Genomic DNA, 17140 nt, shown 5'->3' on the forward strand with positions numbered 1-17140 from the left:
GGTGCCAGTCCCGGTGGTCACGCCTGAGGGAAACGGCCCGAATACTCGCAGGTAGGACCTATCTGTCGGGTTTCGTCACGGTGTGGGCAACCAGGCGCGCAGCCGTTCCAGCGCCGCCCGCACGTCCGCGGTGGAACCGGCGAAGGACAGCCGGACGGTCCGGTCGCCGTGCACGGTGTCGAAGTCGACGCCGGGCGCGAGCGCCACTCCGGTCTCCTGCAGCAGCCGGGCGCACCAGCGGGTGGAGTTCTCGCCGGCCGGGAGCAGGTGACCGATGTCGGCGTAGACGTAGAAGGCGCCGTCGGCGGGCGCAAGCTCGGTGATCCCCAGCTCCGGCAGGCCCCGGAGCAGCAGCTCGCGGTTGGCCGCGTACCGCGCGACGTGGCCGTCGAGTTCGGCCCGGGCCTCCGCGCCGAACGCGTCGACGGCCGCGTACTGGGAGATCGTCGGCGGGCACACCGTCATGTTGGAGGCCAGCCGCTGCAGCGGCGGGCGCAGTCCCTCCGGCACGAGCATCCAGCCGAGCCGCCATCCCGTCATCGAGAAGTACTTGGACACGGAGCCGATCACCACGGCTTCGCGGGAGGTCTCCCACGCGCAGCTCGTTGCGGGCGCACCGTGCGTTCCGAACTCGATGCCGTGGTAGATCTCGTCGGAGATGAGCAGCGCGCCGTGGTCGTCGCACCAGCGGGCCAGCGCGGCCAGCTCGGCCGGTTCGATCATGGTGCCGGTCGGGTTGGCGGGGCTGGCGACGACGAGTCCGGCGATCGGACCGTCGAGGGCCTCGAGCATCTCGACGGTCGGCTGGTAGCGGGTGTGCGGCCCGCAGTCCAGCTCGACGACCGTGCAGCCGAGCGCGGCGAGGGTGTTGCGGTAGGCGGGGTAGCCGGGCCGGGCGACGACGACCGTGTCGCCGACGTCGAAGGCGGCCAGGAACAGCAGGGTGAACGCCCCGGAGGATCCGGTGGTGACGACCACGTCGTCGGCGTCGGCGTCGATGCCGTAGCGGTCGCGGTGGTAGCCCGCGATCGCCGCGCGCAGCGGCAGGATCCCGAACGTCTCGGTGTAGCCGAGCAGCTCGTCGTCGAGCGCGCGGTGGGTGGCGCGCAGCACCGGGGCGGGTGCCGGCGTGGACGGCTGACCCGCCGCCAGGCTCAGCACGTCGCCGTGGGTGCGCTGCCGCTCGGTGGCGGCCTTCCACACGTCCATGACGTGGAAGGTCTGGATCCGGGATCGCTGCGATTCGCTCCGCACGTCACCAGACGGTAGTCGCGGGCCCGGGGGCGACCGGCGGCCGGGGACGGTCAGACGGTGATCCGGCCCTCGACGGCGGCGAGGCCGATGTCCTTGCGGAAGTGCCCGCCCGGCAGCTTGATGCCGGCGAGCGTGGCGTAGGCCTCGTCGCGGGCGGCGGTCAGGTCGGCGCCGGTGCCGACGATGCTGAGCACGCGGCCGCCGGCGGAGACCAGCGATCCGTCGGCGAGCCTGGTGCCGGCGTGGAGGACCCCGTCGGCGTCGGCCCCGGTGATGACGTCGCCCGTGCGCGGGCTGGCCGGGTAGTACTCGGCGGCCAGCACCACGGTGACGGCGGCGCCGTCGCGCCAGCGCAGCGGCGGCAGCTCGGCCAGGGTGCCGGTCGCGACCGCGTTCAGCGCCTCCCCGAGCGGCGACTCGAGCAGGGCGAGCACGGCTTGGGTTTCGGGATCGCCGAAGCGGCAGTTGAATTCGACGACGGCCGGGCCGTCCTTGCCGATGGCCAGGCCCGCGTAGAGCAGGCCCGAGAAGCCGCATCCGCGGCGGACCATCTCGGCGGCGACGGGCCGGACGACGTCCTCGACGATCGTGTCGACCATGCCTTCGGGCAGCCACGGCAGCGGCGTGTAGGCGCCCATGCCGCCGGTGTTGGGGCCGGTGTCGCCGTCGCCGACACGCTTGTGGTCCTGCGCGGGCAGCAGCGGCACCACGGTCTCGCCGTCGACGAGGCAGAACAGCGAGACCTCGGGGCCGTCGAGGAACGATTCGAGCAGCACCGGGTGCCCGTTCTCGAGGATCTCCGCCGCGTGGTCGCGGGCGGCGGCCCGGTCGGTGGTGACGACGACGCCCTTGCCGGCGGCGAGCCCGTCGTCCTTGACCACCCAGGTGGGTCCGAAGCGGTCGAGCTTCTCGTCGAGCTCGGCCGGATTGTCGACGACCTCGCTGTGCGCGGTGCGCACCCCGGCGGTCTGCATGACGTCCTTGGCGAAGGCCTTCGAGCCCTCGATGCGGGCGGCCGCGGCGGACGGGCCGAAGCAGGCGATGCCCGCGGCGCGGACGGCGTCGGCGACACCGAGGACGAGCGGAACCTCCGGGCCGATGACCACGAGGTCGACGTTCTGTTCCTTCGCGAGCGCGACGACCTCCTCGGCGGAGGCGGCGTCGACCGGGAACTGCTCGGCGATCCGGCCGATGCCGGCGTTGCCGGGGGCTGCCAGCACGGCCGTCACGCCGGGATCGCGGGTCAGGGCCAGGACGAGGGCATGTTCACGGGCACCGGAGCCGATAACGAGTACGCGCACGCAGCACAGGTTACGGGACCGGTCCGGGGCCTCGGACCGACGCATCCGCGCGGCTCCAGCGGGCCGCTCCCGCGCCTCGGTCGTTCCCCTCCACCGGGCACCACACGAGGTCGGCGCGGTCGCGGGTCCGCGCGACGGTGCGCGCGTTGGGCATATCCACCGTGCGGACCCACTCGGCGGCCTGCTCGGCGGTGGATCCGGTGGCCCGATGGCGCCGGATGAGCCGGGCGGCGAGCTCGTCGCCCGGTGCGTCGAGGTAGACGACGAGGTCGAGCAGCGGGCGGATCCGCTCCCACCCGCCGTCGCCGAGGAGCAGGTAGTTGCCCTCGGTAACGACGACGCGGGTCTCGGGGGTGATCTCGTGGAACGCGGCGATCGGTTCGTGGAGGCGGCGCGAGTACTCGGGGGCGTGGACGGTCTCCGTGCGGTCGTCGCGGATGCGGCGCAGCAGCGCCGCGAACCCGGCGACGTCGAACGTCTCCGGCGCACCCTTACGGGATCGGGTGCCGCGGGCGTCGAGCCGGTGGTTCGACAGGTGGAAGCCGTCCATCGGCGCGGCCGCGGCGGGTATGCCCGCGTCGCGGAGGAGGCCGACGAGCAGGTCGGCGGCGGTGCTCTTGCCGGCGCCGGGTGGGCCGCAGAGCCCGACCACGCGCCGCTCCCCCGCCGCGACGATGCGCAGGTGCCGGTCGATCAGGTCGGCGACGAGCGCGCGCAGCGGGCCCGTCCGGGGCGGCTGCGGCGACGACATGCGACGAGGATACGAGAGGCGGCGCGCGCGGCGGTCCGCCTATTCTCCCCGGTATGGCTTCCGTGTTCAGCATGATCATCGCCGGCGACCTGCCGGGCCGGTTCGTGTGGCAGGACGACGACGTCGTCGTCTTCCTGACCATCAACCCCGTGAACCAGGGCCACGTGCTCGTGGTGCCGCGTCAGGAGGTGGACCACTGGCAGAGCGTCGACGCCGACGTGTGGGGCAAGGTCGGCGACGTCGCCCGCATCATGGGCCGGGCGGTGTGCTCGGCGTTCGACGCGCCGCGCGCGGGCCTGCTCGTCGCGGGCCTCGAGGTGCCGCACCTGCACCTGCACGTCTTCCCGGCGTACGACCTCGGCGACTTCGACATCAGCAAGGCCGAGAAGGACCCGTCGCCGGAGTCGCTCGACGAGGCGCAGGCGAAGCTGAAGGCCGCGCTACGAGAACTCGGGTACGCGGACAACGTCCCCGACTGACGCGCCGGGACCCGTCGGCACCGGCGCCGACGGGTCGTCGAGGAACGCGGTGAAGTGCGCCCACGACGTGCCGCGGGCGGTGAGGCCGGCGAGCAGCCCGAGGTGACTGCCGGGCACGACCTCGAACCGCACGTGGGGCGAGCCGGGCAGCACCCGGCGGATCGCCTCGACCGCCGGGACGGGCGCGAGCACGTCGTCGCTGCCGCCGAGTGCGAGCACGGGCACGGAGACGTCGGCGAGGTCGATCGTCCGGTCGTCGAAGCGGACCCGGCCCGTCGCGAGATCGTTCGCGACCGTGATGCGCATCGCCATCTGGTGGAACAGCCTGCCGGGGTAGCCGGGCATGTCGGCCTGGAACCGGTCGATCGCCTCCATCCGGGCCAGGGTGTCGGCGTCGGCGAGGTTGCAGGCGACGAACCACGGCCGGGTCAGTTCGCGTTCGAGGGCGGTGGCCCGGTAGCCGATCTGCACCAGCGGGGCGGGCACGCCGCCGAGCAGGTGGGTCACGGCGGTGAGGGCGGGCTCGCCCAGGGCGCGTCCGAGGTGGCGGGCCGGCCCCAGGAAGGGGATGCGCGCGTAGTCGATCGGCGTGCCGAACGCGGTGATCGAGCGGATCGGCAGCCCGGGGTGGGCGGCCGCGGTGAGCAGGCACAGGGTCCCACCGAGGCTCCAGGCGCCCAGGTCGACGTCGCGGCCGCCGCACAGTTCGGAGACCCGCGCGATCGCCTCGGGCACGATGTCGTCGACCCAGTGCTCGAAGCCGAGGTGCCGGTCGGAACGGTCCATGGTGCCGAAGTCGAGGACGTGGACGCTGCGGCCGGCGTCGACGAGGTGCTGCACGAGGCTCTGCCCGGGCCGCAGGTCGTAGCAGCGTGCGGGCGCGGCGAGCGGGGGCACGAGCAGGACGGGGGCACCCGCGTCGGGCTCGCCGTAGCGGCGCAGGGTACGGTGCGGTCCGTCGGCGACGACGGCCGACGCGGTGGCGTGCGGCGGTTCGATTCCGTCGCCGACGAACAGCGCCCAGGCGTTGCGCAGGGCGCGCTGCGCCGTCCCCGACAGTCCCACGCGACGTCTCCTTACTCGAAAGTCAGTTACGTCACCGTAGCCGAGGGCCGGATCGTCACTCCACCGGCATCCGCGGGATGAGCACCCGGAACGTGGAACCGGCGCCCACGGCCGACTCCACCTCCACGCGGCCGCCGTGGGCCGCCACCAGCGCCGCGACGATCGACAGTCCGAGACCGCTGCCGCCCGACGATCGGGTGCGCGACGTGTCGGCGCGATAGAACCGCTCGAAGACCCGGGCACGGTCGGCCTCGCTCAGGCCGGGGCCGGTGTCGAGAACCTCGAGCACCGCATCGGATCCGATCGTGCCCACCCGTACGGTGATGCGGGCGTCGGCCGGGGTATGGGTGAGGGCGTTGGTGACGAGATTGCCGAGGACCTGCCGCAGCCGCGCGTCGTCGCCGAGCACCTCCGGGGTACCGGGACCGTCGACCACCTCGAGCCCGACGGTGCGATCGGGCGCGACGGCCCGCGCATCGTGCACGGCGTCGGCGGCCAGGGCCAGCAGGTCCACCGGCTTCCGCTCGAGCGGCCGCTGCGCGTCGAGGCGGGCCAGCATGAGCAGATCCTCGACGAGGATCCCCATGCGCCGGGACTCGCTCTCGATGCGGTCCATCAGCATCGCAGTGTCGCTGCTCGCGCCCTGGCGGTAGAGCTCGGCGAATCCTCGGATCGTGGTGAGCGGGGTGCGCAGCTCGTGGCTGGCGTCGGCGACGAACCGTCGCATCCTCTCCTCGGATCTGCGCGCGGATTCCTCCGACGACGCCGTCGCCGCGAACGCAGACTGGATCTGGCTGAGCATGACGTTCAGCGCCACCGACAGCCGGCCGACCTCGGTGCGCGGATCCCGTTCGGGAACCCGCCGGTGCAGATCCCCGCCCGCGATCGCCACGGCGGTGCGCTCGACCTCCACCAGGGGCCGCAGGCTGCGCCGCACCACGAAGTAGCCGGCCACCCCGAGAACGAGCAGCACCGCGGCGCCGATGCCGACCTGCAGCACGACGAGCCGATCCACGGTCTCCTCGATCGAGGTCAGCGTGACCCCGACGGTGGTCACGATGCCCGCGGCGCTGCGGGTCGACACCACCCGCCAGCGCACGTCGGAACCGTCGACGGAACCCACGGTCACCGGCTCCCCCGCCGGCTCGCCGGGCAGCGCCGGCGACGTGGACTCGTCGTTGACGACGAACCGCTCCACCCCGTCGGGGCCGACGACCCGCACATAGAACGGGCTCGGCGGGCGATTCGAACTCGGGGCGTCCGGCGGCGGCAGCTCGCGGCCGGCACCGGGCGGCTTGGCCCACGTCTGCGCCGCGGTGCGCAGATCCTGATCGGTGCGGGCGAGGAGCGAACCCTGCAAAGCGGACGTCACCGCCACCCCGGACGCCAGCAGCCCCAGCCCCGACAACGACACCAGCGCCGCGACCAGCGCCAACCGCAGCGGCAGCGCCCGCATGCGGCTCACTCGCGGGGTTCCCGCATGACGTACCCGACCCCGCGCAGGGTGTGGATCAGCGGCTTGTCCCCGGTGTCGACCTTGCGGCGGAGGTAGGAGACGTACGACTCCACGACGCCGACCTCCCCGCCGAAGTCGTAGCTCCACACGTGGTCGAGGATCCGCGGCTTGCTGAGCACCGTGCCCGCGTTGACCATGAAGTACCGCAGCAGGGTGAACTCGGTGGGTGAGAGCGACACCGGCCTGCCGGCCTTCCACACCTCGTGGGTGTCGTCGTCGAGTTCGATGTCGGCGAAGGTGATGCGGGACGAGCGTTCGTCCTCGGACACCTTGCCGGCCCGCCGCAGGATCACCCGCAGCCGGGCGATGACCTCCTCGAGGCTGAACGGCTTGGTGACGTAGTCGTCCGCACCCAGGGTCAGGCCGGACACCTTGTCCTCCACGGCGTCCTTCGCCGTCAGGAACAACACCGGCGCGTCCGAACCGTCGGCCCGGAGCCGGCGCAGCATCCCGAACCCGTCCATCCCGGGCATCATGACGTCGAGGATCACCGCGTCCGGCCGGAAGGCCCGGGCCCGGTCGAGTCCCTCGGCGCCGTTTCCCGCCGTCTCGACCTCGAAACCCTGGAACTTCAGGCTCACCGAGAGCAGTTCGACGATGCTCGGCTCGTCGTCGACGATCAGGATCCGCGCTTCGGGGGTCTTGTCGGTCACGGCGTCGATTCTCCCGGAGAGCTCTGGCATGCCGCTGCGAGAATCCTGGGAACTTCCTGTATGCCGGCCCTGCCGAATTCGGGCCGTCGGAGTACGGCGATCGGGGATCATGGACGTGTCCGCACCGGGAGGAGCCGCCGTGTCGCCGAAGTGGGTGCGCCGCGGGGCGGCGTCGGCCGCAGCCGTCGCCGTGTCCCTGATCGCGGTCTGCCCGCCCGCGGCCGCGGAGGAGGTCGAGGTCTCGTTCGGCATCGCGTGCCGGGTGCGGTCGGTGATCGACGTCGACGAGCTGCTCGGGTCGTCGGCCACGGTGGACGCGCCCGCCCGGGTTCGTCCCGGCGAGCGGTTCACCTACCGCATCCAGACGGCGCCCGTCGCGTACCCCGACTCGAGCCGCGGCGCCACCACCCGCAGCGTCTCCCGCCTGAAGAACGACTTCGCCATTCCCGCCAACGCGACGTTCGTCGACGCCGCTGTCGTACCCGGCACCGCCTTCAACCTGGACAACGTGCCGCCCGGTGTGCTGCGGGTGAACGAGGACGGCGTCCCCGACCCGGCGGGCACGATCCTGCGCCTGTCCGGAAACAACGAGGTCATCGGCAACAGCCCCACGTCCGGTGCCGACAGCGAGGCCGGGATCCGGGCGCCGAAGACGCAGCTGCAGCTCGACGGCTCCCCCAGCCCCGTCGGCGACAGCTGGTTCCGGCTGCCGGCGGTGGAGGTGACCATGATCGCGGGCGACGCGGGCGTGATCACGCCGATGCTCCGCACGGCCGGTGCCGCGGGCCTGGTCGACGACGACGCCAACTACAACACCTCGCTCACCCAGGCCACGTTCCTCGGCACCAACCAGTGGGGACCGACCCGCTGCTCGCCGCGGGACACCATGACCGGTCCGCTCAACGCCGGCGCCGGCCCGCTGGCGACCATCACCATCTCCGACACCGCCGAGGTGCCCGCCACGGTCACCGTCGACGCCCCGGACGTGGTCGACGACGGGACGGTCGTCACGCTCACGGCGACGGTGTCACCGGACGTCGACGGCGGCACGATCCTGTTCCGGGACGGCGGCACCGACCTGGGTCCACCGGTGGCGGTCGTCGACGGCCGCGCCACCACCGAGCACCGCGTCTCCGGCGCCGGGAGCCACACGATCACGGCGGTCTATTCGGGCGCGCCCGGCGCGGCGGGCGCGACATCCGAACCCGTCGCCGTGACGGTTCCCGGATCCGACAGCACACCCGGCTGGTGGGTCGCAGCCGGGATCGGGGTGATCGCCGGCGCGCTGGCCGTCGCCCTCGTCGCCCGGCGCAGGCGGCGCTGATCCGGCGTAACACGCCCCGCACGTCCACCACCTTGTCGGCGCGTGATGCTATTACGGGACGAAGACAGCCACCGCGAAGGAGGTCCCGCCCATGACGTGCCGGGCGTGCCGATCCGATCTCGACCACTGTCACGGCACCCTCGTCGTGCACGCGACGGTGCCCGTGGAATGCACCGAACCCGACTGCTTCGACACCTCCCGCGTGCGGCACATGCTGGTGGTCGACTGCTCCGACCTCGCCCACGGCTGCGGATGCACCGAGACGTACGTACGGGTCGGAACGCTCCGCGTCTCCTGACGACCTTCGGTAACGGCTCGTCCCGCCGAGCCGGACTGTTGTGCCGGTTACAGTGACAGGCATGAGTCTGGCGTCCGCGCTCGCGTTTCCCGTCCGCCTCGGATTCGCCGCAGCGGACTCGGCCCTGGGCGTGGCGGAGGGCGCGATCGCCACCGTCCGCCTGGCGATTTCCCCCCGGACGTACGCGGGGTTGAGCGCGGTCGGCGTGGCGAATCCGCGGGGACCGCTGGGCTTGCTGCAACAGGTCTCCGTGCTCGCCGCCGACGACCGTCCTCTCGGCCAGGCGCTGCGCCCCGACGGACCGCTGGACCGCCTCCTCGCCCCCGGCGGGCCGGTGGACCGGCTCACCGCACCCGGCGGCCCCCTCGACCGCCTCCTCGAGCCCGGCGGCGCCCTCGACCGCGTCACCGCCCCCGGCGGTCCGCTCGAGAAGATCCTCGCCGAGGACGGGGCGCTGGACCGCCTGCTGTCGAACGGCGGCCTCCTCGACCGTCTCACCGCACCCAGCGGCCCGCTCGAGCGCCTGCTCGCCGAGAGCGGGCCCGTCGAACGCCTCACCGCCCCCGGCGGCATCGTCGACATCGCCCTCCAGCCCGGCGGCCTGCTCGAGCGGGCCCTCGAGCGGGGTGGAGTGCTGGACACCCTCCTCGCCGAACAGGGCGCCCTCGAGCGCCTCCTCGCCAAGGGCGGTCCGCTCGATCAGATCGTGTCGCTGTCCGAGACGCTGGCGCAGCTCACCCCCAGCATCCTGCGGATGAGCACCAGCATCGACGTGCTGCAGGAGACCGTCGAACTGCTCCGCGGGGCGGTGGGCCCCCTGGGCGACCTCGCGGGCAAGCTGCCCGGTCGGTGGCTGCGCAGCAACTCGGGCGGCACGGGCAACAGCGGCAGGCACGAACTGCAGCCACCGGACTGAGCCGGTCACTCCTGCAGGTCCGTGACGGCCCGGAAGGAACCGTCCATATGGAACGGGGTGGACTCGTGCTCGTGCGCGATCCGCCACGACCCCTCGACGCGGCGTAGACCGAACGTGACACGGAACCACATGTCGAATCGCGGTCCACCGAGCTGTGTCGCTCCCAGCCGCGACAGCGCGTGGCAGAACGCGACGTCGCCGGCCGCCTCGACGCGCAGATCCCGCACTTCGCAGTCGAGAGGGCCGTCGAACCCCGCGAACCACGACGCCCAGGCCTGCGGGTCGGGAGCGGACTTGCGCAGCGGCGGCGCCAGATCGAACACCGTCGCACCGGGGATATAGCACGCGGCGAGCCGATCGACGTCCTTGGCGTTGCGGGCCGCGGTGTGTTCCTCGATCAGCGCGCGGATCTGTTCGTCGGCCGGGGCCTCGTCCACCTCGAGGACGGCGAGGATGTTGCCCGCCGGGTCCCGGAACCAGGCGATCGGCGGGCCCACCCGACGGAAGATGCCCTTGCCGTCGACACCCTCGTAGCGCTCGAACCGGATTCCGCGCGCGGCGAGTTCGTCCACCGCCTTCTCGATGTCGCGAACCGGGAAGTTGAGGATCGTGTAGGTGGCCGGGGTGTGGTCCTCCTTCGGATAGATCAACGTGTCGCGGCCGCCGTCGAGGTGCAGGTGGAGCATTCCGTGCTCCTCGGACACGGAGACGCCGAGGACGTCGCCGTAGAACTTCGCGGCCGCGGCAACGTCGTCGACGGCGAAGCCGGAAAAGGCTGGGGAACGGTCGAACATGGTGCTCACTCCTCCGCTGCGAACGATGCTGCACCTGTTCCGACCGCCGAGCGACGGCAAACTCATCGGCCGGCCGGGGACCTTCTTCCCTGACGCGGATCCGTACGCCGGGGCTAGCGTGGAAGACGGTCCTGCCCGAGGGAGGTCGCCATGACACCCACCACGACCCGTCCGCGCTCCCCGGTCGCCGCCCGGCGATTCGGGTATCTCGTCGCGGTGCTCCTCAATGCGGCGGTGCTGTACGCCGCCAACGTGTGGCCGGGCTGGGAAGCCGTACCATTCCTCACCGACGGCACCCGGTCGGTCATCGGCTTCGTCAATGCCTCGATCCTGGCGAGCTTGATCGCCAATCTCCTGTACTTCGTGTGGGATCCCGTCTGGTTCAAGGCGCTGGGAGACGTGGTCACCACTGCGGTCGCGCTGCTGGCGCTGCTGCGGATCTGGCAGGTGTTCCCGTTCGACTTCGGCGACGCCTCGTTCGACTGGCCGCTCGTGGTGCGCATTGCGCTGGGACTGGGAATCGTGGGCAGCATCATCGGAATCGTCGCCGCGTTCGTCACCTTCGTCCGCAACGTGGCGGGCCACCCGTCCACCCGCGAGATCCGGCACCACTGAACGGCGCCCCGAACCGGCGATTTCCCCGCAATCCGGAGGTCAGCATGGAAGAGCGTTACGACTACGACGTGATCGTCATCGGGGCCGGACCCGGTGGGCTCACGGCCGCGGCATATCTGGCGGCCGCCGGGCGCCGGGTACTGGTGGCCGACGCCCGCAACCAGCCGGGTGGGCACATGTCCGCCTTCACCCACGACGGATACGAGTTCGACATCGGGCTGCATTACACCTCCGAGGCGCCGGTGCGACACGCACTCGGACCGTTGGGTGTGGACGTGACGTTCCGGGAGTTCGATCCCGCAGGAATGTTCCGGCTGCTGAACGGCGACCGCGAACTGGCGGTCCCGAAGGGCATGGATGCCTTCAAAGCCACTCTGTACGAGGCATTTCCGGCAGAGCATCACACGATCGACGAATTCCTCACCACCGTCGAGCTGCTCACCGAGGAGCTGGGACGGATCGCGGAGCGGCCGCACCTGCGTGAGCTGCCACAGCTGCCGTGGCGGCTACGCGGCCTGCTGCGCTACGGACGCGCGACCGCCGGTGGCTACCTGCGCCATCTGCACGCCTCCCCGCAACTCACCACCGCACTTCTCGGCTGGACGACAGGCAGTCTGGCCGTGGCGCCGTCGCGGCTGTCGCTGCCGGTGGCGGCCCGGATGATCCACACCTATCTCGAGGGCCTGTCGTACCCGCAAGGCGGATCGCGGGTCGTCTCGGAGGGCCTGGCAGAGGTGGTGCGCGGCCATGGTGGCGACGTACTGCTCGGCACGGAGGTGAGCCGGATTCTCGTCGACGACGGCAGAGTTCGCGGCGTACGAACACAGGACGCATCGCTCGACACCGTTCCGGGGGCCGGACGCGAGATTCTCGCCCCCGCGGTCGTGTCGGCGGTCGATATTCAGCAGACGTATCTGTCGCTGCTGCCGCCGGATCGTGTGCCTTCCCGGCTCCTCCGGCGGGTACGCAGCTACGAACTGGCCCTGCCGCTCGCCGTCGTCTATCTGATTCTCGACCGGGACCTCGCCGCCGAGGGCTATCCGAACGCGACCCGTCTCGTCACCGACACGGACGACTTCGATGCGGAGTACGCCGCGCTCCGTGCGGGTGAGCTTCCCTCGTCCACGTCCGCCGGCCTGTGGATCGCGAGCCTCGCCGACCCGGAGAACCCCCGGCTGTGCGCGCCCGGGCAGACCAACGTTCAGCTGATCGGCCCGGCCCCGGCACAGCACACCTGGTGGGGAATAACACCGGGAAGCGGTTCGACAGCGCGCTACGACGCGAGACGACGCGAGCTTCGCGACCGGCTCGTGAGGTCGGCCGAACGCACGGTTCCCGGCCTGGCCGACGCCATCGTCCACGAGGAGACGGGGACTCCCGTCACCGACGAACGCTTCATGCGCTGCACCGGCGGCGTGTCGTACGGCCCGGCGTTCACCCCGAGCCAGACGTTCACCCGCCTCGGCGCGACGGGACCGGTCGAGGGCCTGTTCCACGCCGGTGCGGGGGTGCGCCCGTCGCACGGGCTGGTCGGCACCCTGTTCGGTGGGGTGGCCGCCGCAGCGGCGGTCGCGGGAGTATCCGTCGACGACCTGCGGGACGCCGCAGCAGCCGGATGCGGCGCGGCCGCGGCCGGCACCCCCACCTGACCGGTCACGGGACGGCGGCGTCCCGCCGCGCCACACGACTCGGACCGCATGACGACGGCCGTCCGGCGAGGCTTGCCTGGTACCACCCCCGGCACCGCACTAGCGTTGGAACCATGCCCGTTCCCGAACTGCTCGCCGGCCGCTACGAGTTGCGCGGCCTGCTCGGCTGCGGCGGCATGGGCGAGATCCACGACGGCTGGGACACGCGGCTGGGGCGGCCCGTCGCGGTGAAGGTGCTGCGCGGCGAGTTCGGCCGCCAGCCCGACGTGCGCCGGCGCTTCGAAGCCGAGGCGCGAGCCGCCGCGAACCTCACCGATCCGCACATCGTCGCGGTGCACGACAGCGGCGAGGACGCCGGAGTTCCGTACATCGTGATGGAACGCCTGCCCGGCCGCACCCTCGCCGACGAGATCGCCCTCGGCCCGATGCCGGAGGACCGAGTGCGCGCGATACTGATCGCCGTGGTGGCTGCGGTCGCCGCGGCGCACGACGCCGGGATTCTCCACCGCGACATCAAGCCCGGCAACATCCTCTTCACCGAGACCGGAACGGTGAAGGTGACCGACTTCGGTATCGCCAAGAGCGCCGGCGAGGACTACACCCGTACCGGTGAACTCGTCGGCACCGTCGCCTACCTGAGCCCCGATCGGCTCTCCGGCACACCGGCGAGCGTGACGGACGATCTGTATGCCGCCGGGGCCGTGGGGTACGAGGCGCTGACCGGGCGGAAACCCTACGACTACGACAACCTGCTGGCCCTGGCGCGGGCGATCACGCAGGGGCCGCCGCCGCCGCTGGCCACCGCGCGACCGGACGTCGACCCCGCACTCGTGGCCGTGATCGAGCGTGCGATGGCACGCGAACCGGAGCACCGCTTCGGGAGCGCCCGGGACATGCTCGCTGCACTGCGGGAACCGCACCTGGCCGCACTGCGGGAACCGCACCTGGCCACACTGCGGGAACCGCACCGCGCCGATCCGGTGACCGAGGTGATCCACGCGCCGACCCGGGGGTTCACCGTTGCCGGGCCGCCCGTGCCGGCACCCGTCCCGACGCGGTCGACGTTCGACGCGGCGCCCGACTCCGGTCGCCGCCGGATCCTGCTCGCAATCGGCCTCACCGCCGCGGCGGTGGTCGCCCTCCTCCTGCTGGCCTGGGGTCAGGGCGGCGACACACCGCCGGTCGCCACGCCGGGGACGAGCAGCGTTCCCGCCACCGCCCCGACACCGGTCGGCAGCGTGGGTTCGCCCACCCCCTCGGCCGTGGACACCGGGCCCGTCTTCACCACCCTTCCCGTGCCGGCCCCGGCGCCGGCGCAACCGCCGGCGGAGGAGAAGCCTCCCAAGCCCGAAAAGCCCAGCAACGACAACGGAAACGGCGGCGGAAACAACAGCAACAGCGGAAACAACGGGGGCGGCAACAATGGAGGCGGCAACAATGGAGGCGGCAACGGCCGCTGACCGTCGGCCGTCGAGACAGGCCCGGCACGAGCCGGGACCGCGCGCCGCAAGCGCTCCCGCTTCGAGGCGGAGCGCTTGCGGCGTGGGTCGAGCGTGGGTCAGAGCAGGATGCCGAGACCGGCGAGCAGCGTGAACAGCGTTGCAGCGAGGGAACCGAGAACCATGTTTACCTCCGTTGTGTCGAGTGACGATCCTTCCGTCCTCGCATGAGCGGGGACGAACGACGCTCCCGCAGCAGCAGGGTGCACCACTGGGGACGCCATCAAGATCATCGAGCGGTACGTTCTAGGTGTTACCCGCGGTTCGACGTCCCACTCCGTGATGTGCATCACCGACGCCTCCGTCAGCCTCCGAGGATGCGGCGCAGCTGCCGGGCCTGACCGACGAGGTGGCCGTCGCCGTCGGTCAGCTCCGCCTCGTCGACGCACAGCATCTCGGTGGCCCACACCGTTCGGTGCCGCAGGTGATACCAACCGTCGGCAGCTGCACGCGACGGGGCGAAATGCGCCGCGAACTCCACCGTGGGAACCGGGACGGGTGCGGACATCGTCGCGAACAACCCCGGCGGCAGCGCATCGAGGAGGATCGCGGCGCGCTCGACCGGAGCGAACCCGACCGCGGACATCAGCCGTATCCACACCTCGAATTCCGGGTCGTCGCCCCGGCCGAAGGGCCGGGCCGCATTGATCGGCCGGATGTCGAGGTACTGCGAGAACGGCACGAAGTCGACCGGGATCTCCAGGGGCGGCAGCGTCACGGGATCCGTGCCGCCGAAATCGCTTCCCGTACGCGGCCAGGTCGTTTCACCCACCGTCCGGGCGAGCCTGACGAGGGCGGTGACCGAGTCCGGCATCGATGCCCGGGCGCTCACGGTCCGGCCGCCGCGGACGTCGTCGACCGCGACGTCGACGGGGCCGGGCTGCACAGGGCCGGTGAAGTGCGCCGAGACGGCGAGCGGCGTTGCGCCGGTTTCCACGGCGGCCGCGCGGATCAGGGCCGCGACGACGAGTCCGCCGTGCACGCCACCGAATCCCAGCCAGCTGGAATCGAATTCGATCGGGAAGGGGGCGGGGGCGAGATGGGTCATGCCAGGACCTTCACTTCCGGTGTGGACGGGCGGGGGGTCATACCTCCGGCGGCGAGGGCGGCGACGACGGCAACCGCCGCGATCGTCCACCAGGAGAATCGGAAGGCGGACACCGCATCGTCACCGGCCCCGAGGATCGCGACGAGCACGCTGATCCCGAGCACGGTGCCGAGCTGCCGGCTCATGGTGACGATCGCGCTGCCGGTGGCGGTGCGTGCGGGGGGCAGTTGCGCCGTGGCGGCCGAGAGGATGGTCGGCAAGGCCAGCCCCACGCCGACGCCGCCGATCAGCCAGCCGGGCAGCAGCGCGGTCGCATACTCCGGCTCCGGCCCCACCGTCGCGAGGACCAGGCCGGCGCCTGCGCCCCACAGCACGCATCCCGCTGCGGCGATCGTGCCGGGGGTGAAACGTCGCGCGAGCACCTGCCCGACGGCGGCGAAGAGCGGCACCATCAGCGGCCCGGGAGCCACGGCCAGACCCGTCCGCAGGGCGGAGTATCCCCAGACCTGTTGCACCCACAGCACATTGGCCAGGAGACCGGCCGCGAACGTCGCGCTGAAGATCAGGGCGGTCACGTTCGACCAGGAGAAGGAGCGCACCGCAAGCAGACTCGGCTCGATCAGCGGCGCGGGGTGCCGGGCGTTGACGTGCGCGAACAGCAGCAGGGCCCCGGCGGCGACGACGAACGCGGCGAGGATGCGGACGTCGGCCCAGCCCCACTCCGGCCCCTGGACGAGTCCGAGCGCGAGTGCACCGATGCCCAGCGTCAGCAGAGCGGCGCCGGCCAGGTCGAGGCGGGTGCCGGAATCGACCGGGCGGATGTCCGGCACGACGCGCCGCGCGACGGCGAGGAGCAGGATCCCGATCGGGACGTTGATCAGGAACGCCCAGCGCCACGAGACCTCGACCAGAAGCCCGCCGACCACCGGGCCGAACGCCGCCGCCGCAGCACCCGTGGCCGCCCAGATCCGCACGGCACCGGCACGTCGCGCCTCCGGCACCGCGCTCACGAGCAGCCCCAGGCTGGCCGGCGTCAGCGCCGCGGCTCCGACGGCCTGGAACAGCCGGCAGATCACGAGCACCCACAGCGACGGACTCAGCGCACATGCCGCGCTCGCGACGGTGAACAGCCCGAGGCCGGCGAGGAAGCCGCGCCGGCGGCCGATGCGGTCGGCCCAGCGACCGAGCGGGACCAGCAGCGCCGCGTACACGATCGCGTAGCCACTGAGCACCCAGCTGAGCTCTCCCAGCGAGCTGCCGGGGTAGCTGGTCCCGATGTCGCCCAGTGCGACGTTGAGGACGAACAGATCGAGGCTCGCGACGAAGGGCGCTCCCGAGAGGACGGCGAGGAGCGGGCCGATCCGGACCGAGGCCTGACTTTGGCTTTCCATAGCCAGATAGGTTAGAAGCTGACTATGGCCTTGGCAAGTCAGATAGGATGGGGGCATGCATGCGGCACGGTTGGACGGCTTCCTCGCCGATCGCGACGCCTGGCAGGCCTCCCAGTGCTCGATCGCCAAGGCGATGGACGTGGTGGGGACCCGCTCGGCGATGCTGATCCTGCGCGAGGCCTACTACGGCACCACCCGGTTCGACGACTTCGCGCGCCGCGTCGGCATCACCGAGGCCGTCGCGGCCGCACGCCTGCGCGAACTGACCGCCGAGGGCCTGTTCGAGCGCCGGCCCTACAAGAAGCCCGGGCAGCGGACACGGTACGAATACATCCTCACCGAGAAGGGCCGCGACCTGTTGCCTGCGGTGCTCGCGCTGATGCAGTGGGGCGACAAGTACCTCCAGGGCGAGCGCGGCGGCCCCCTCGGCCTGTCCGACGACGCCACCGGCGACCCCGTGCGCGTCGAGGTCCGCAGCACCGAACGTGAAGTCCCCCTGGAGGAATTGCGCCTGACACCGAACTTCACCGAGGAGCAGGCCCGGCGCGCGATGCGTCGCACCGACCCCGCAAACCGATGACTCGCCG

The 17140-nt window shown here is 71.9% G+C and carries 17 protein-coding genes; 8 read left to right on the plus strand and 9 right to left on the minus strand.

The features are described 5' to 3' along the window. Positions 1 to 75: 75 nt before the first annotated feature. Genes A4U64_RS19985 through A4U64_RS19995 form a run of 3 tightly spaced genes read right to left on the minus strand, consistent with a single transcriptional unit; the run spans position 76 to position 3306 of the window. Complete coding sequence (locus A4U64_RS19985) at positions 76 to 1254, minus strand: pyridoxal phosphate-dependent aminotransferase (RefSeq protein WP_029541234.1); 1179 nt, start codon at positions 1252 to 1254, stop codon at positions 76 to 78. Positions 1255 to 1304: 50 nt separating this feature from the next. After that, positions 1305 to 2555, minus strand: a complete 1251-nt coding sequence (purD, locus tag A4U64_RS19990) for a phosphoribosylamine--glycine ligase (RefSeq protein ID WP_029541231.1) — start codon at positions 2553 to 2555, stop codon at positions 1305 to 1307. 10 nt (positions 2556 to 2565) lie between these two features. Then, positions 2566 to 3306: a nucleoside/nucleotide kinase family protein gene (locus A4U64_RS19995; RefSeq protein ID WP_050034606.1), complete on the minus strand. Its 741-nt coding sequence runs from the start codon at positions 3304 to 3306 to the stop codon at positions 2566 to 2568. Positions 3307 to 3359: 53 nt separating this feature from the next. On the opposite strand from A4U64_RS19995, the gene A4U64_RS20000 reads away from it, so the two are divergent. Beyond that, positions 3360 to 3785, plus strand: a complete 426-nt coding sequence (locus A4U64_RS20000) for an HIT family protein (RefSeq protein ID WP_029541228.1) — start codon at positions 3360 to 3362, stop codon at positions 3783 to 3785. On the opposite strand, the gene A4U64_RS20005 is transcribed toward A4U64_RS20000, so the two are convergent. Genes A4U64_RS20005 through A4U64_RS20015 form a run of 3 tightly spaced genes read right to left on the minus strand, consistent with a single transcriptional unit; the run spans position 3747 to position 7049 of the window. Then, positions 3747 to 4850, minus strand: coding sequence for an alpha/beta fold hydrolase (locus tag A4U64_RS20005; protein WP_043801495.1), 1104 nt, complete (start codon positions 4848 to 4850; stop codon positions 3747 to 3749). The two genes, A4U64_RS20000 and A4U64_RS20005, sit on opposite strands and share 39 nt — an antisense overlap. 55 nt (positions 4851 to 4905) lie before the next feature. Next, positions 4906 to 6315 carry a sensor histidine kinase gene (locus A4U64_RS20010; protein ID WP_065923015.1) on the minus strand — a complete coding sequence of 470 codons (1410 nt, stop codon included), beginning with the start codon at positions 6313 to 6315 and terminating at the stop codon, positions 4906 to 4908. Continuing rightward, the gene (locus A4U64_RS20015) at positions 6312 to 7049 is read right to left on the minus strand and encodes a response regulator transcription factor (protein WP_170914022.1); all 738 of its coding nucleotides are present in this window, start codon (positions 7047 to 7049) and stop codon (positions 6312 to 6314) included. Before A4U64_RS20015 ends, A4U64_RS20010 begins: the two co-directional genes overlap by 4 nt. 109 nt (positions 7050 to 7158) lie before the next feature. Between A4U64_RS20015 and A4U64_RS20020 the strand changes: the two genes are divergently transcribed. The 3 genes from A4U64_RS20020 to A4U64_RS20030 all read left to right on the plus strand — a co-directional run bounded on the left by A4U64_RS20020 (position 7159) and on the right by A4U64_RS20030 (position 9557). Next, entirely contained in the window at positions 7159 to 8343 is a 1185-nt protein-coding gene (locus A4U64_RS20020; protein ID WP_050036273.1) for an Ig-like domain-containing protein, read from the plus strand. Between the two features lie 91 nt (positions 8344 to 8434). Continuing rightward, on the plus strand, positions 8435 to 8641 hold the full coding sequence (locus A4U64_RS20025; protein WP_006942989.1) for a hypothetical protein: 207 nt from the start codon (positions 8435 to 8437) through the stop codon (positions 8639 to 8641). Between the two features lie 61 nt (positions 8642 to 8702). Beyond that, positions 8703 to 9557: a hypothetical protein gene (locus A4U64_RS20030; RefSeq protein WP_029541220.1), complete on the plus strand. Its 855-nt coding sequence runs from the start codon at positions 8703 to 8705 to the stop codon at positions 9555 to 9557. A 5-nt stretch (positions 9558 to 9562) separates the two neighbouring features. Here A4U64_RS20030 and A4U64_RS20035 read toward each other — a convergent pair whose 3' ends face one another. After that, a complete protein-coding gene (locus A4U64_RS20035) occupies positions 9563 to 10351 on the minus strand; it encodes a nuclear transport factor 2 family protein (protein ID WP_043801617.1) in 789 nt (262 codons plus the stop codon). A 150-nt stretch (positions 10352 to 10501) separates the two neighbouring features. Between A4U64_RS20035 and A4U64_RS20040 the strand changes: the two genes are divergently transcribed. From A4U64_RS20040 to A4U64_RS20050, 3 genes are all read left to right on the plus strand, one after another. Continuing rightward, positions 10502 to 10966, plus strand: coding sequence for a hypothetical protein (locus A4U64_RS20040; RefSeq protein WP_050034604.1), 465 nt, complete (start codon positions 10502 to 10504; stop codon positions 10964 to 10966). A gap of 44 nt (positions 10967 to 11010) precedes the next feature. Next, a complete protein-coding gene (locus tag A4U64_RS20045) occupies positions 11011 to 12615 on the plus strand; it encodes a phytoene desaturase family protein (RefSeq protein WP_065923016.1) in 1605 nt (534 codons plus the stop codon). A 113-nt stretch (positions 12616 to 12728) separates the two neighbouring features. Continuing rightward, positions 12729 to 14075 carry a serine/threonine-protein kinase gene (locus tag A4U64_RS20050; RefSeq protein ID WP_050034603.1) on the plus strand — a complete coding sequence of 449 codons (1347 nt, stop codon included), beginning with the start codon at positions 12729 to 12731 and terminating at the stop codon, positions 14073 to 14075. Positions 14076 to 14418: 343 nt separating this feature from the next. Here the strand turns inward: A4U64_RS20050 and A4U64_RS20060 are convergent, their stop codons facing one another. Both A4U64_RS20060 and A4U64_RS20065 read right to left on the minus strand, forming a co-directional pair. After that, positions 14419 to 15162 (minus strand): acyl-CoA thioesterase, encoded by a 744-nt coding sequence (locus A4U64_RS20060; protein WP_006942982.1) that lies wholly within the window; start codon positions 15160 to 15162, stop codon positions 14419 to 14421. Further along, complete coding sequence (locus tag A4U64_RS20065; RefSeq protein WP_006942981.1) at positions 15159 to 16553, minus strand: MFS transporter; 1395 nt, start codon at positions 16551 to 16553, stop codon at positions 15159 to 15161. The genes A4U64_RS20060 and A4U64_RS20065 overlap by 4 nt, the downstream gene beginning before the upstream one ends. Before the next feature lie 55 nt (positions 16554 to 16608). Here A4U64_RS20065 and A4U64_RS20070 point away from each other — a divergent pair, with 55 nt between their 5' ends. Next, positions 16609 to 17133: a winged helix-turn-helix transcriptional regulator gene (locus A4U64_RS20070; protein ID WP_006942980.1), complete on the plus strand. Its 525-nt coding sequence runs from the start codon at positions 16609 to 16611 to the stop codon at positions 17131 to 17133. Positions 17134 to 17140: the final 7 nt, after the last annotated feature.

It is taken from the genome of Rhodococcus sp. WB1 (assembly GCF_001700945.1).
Taxonomy (GTDB): Bacteria; Actinomycetota; Actinomycetes; order Mycobacteriales; family Mycobacteriaceae; genus Rhodococcus; species Rhodococcus aetherivorans.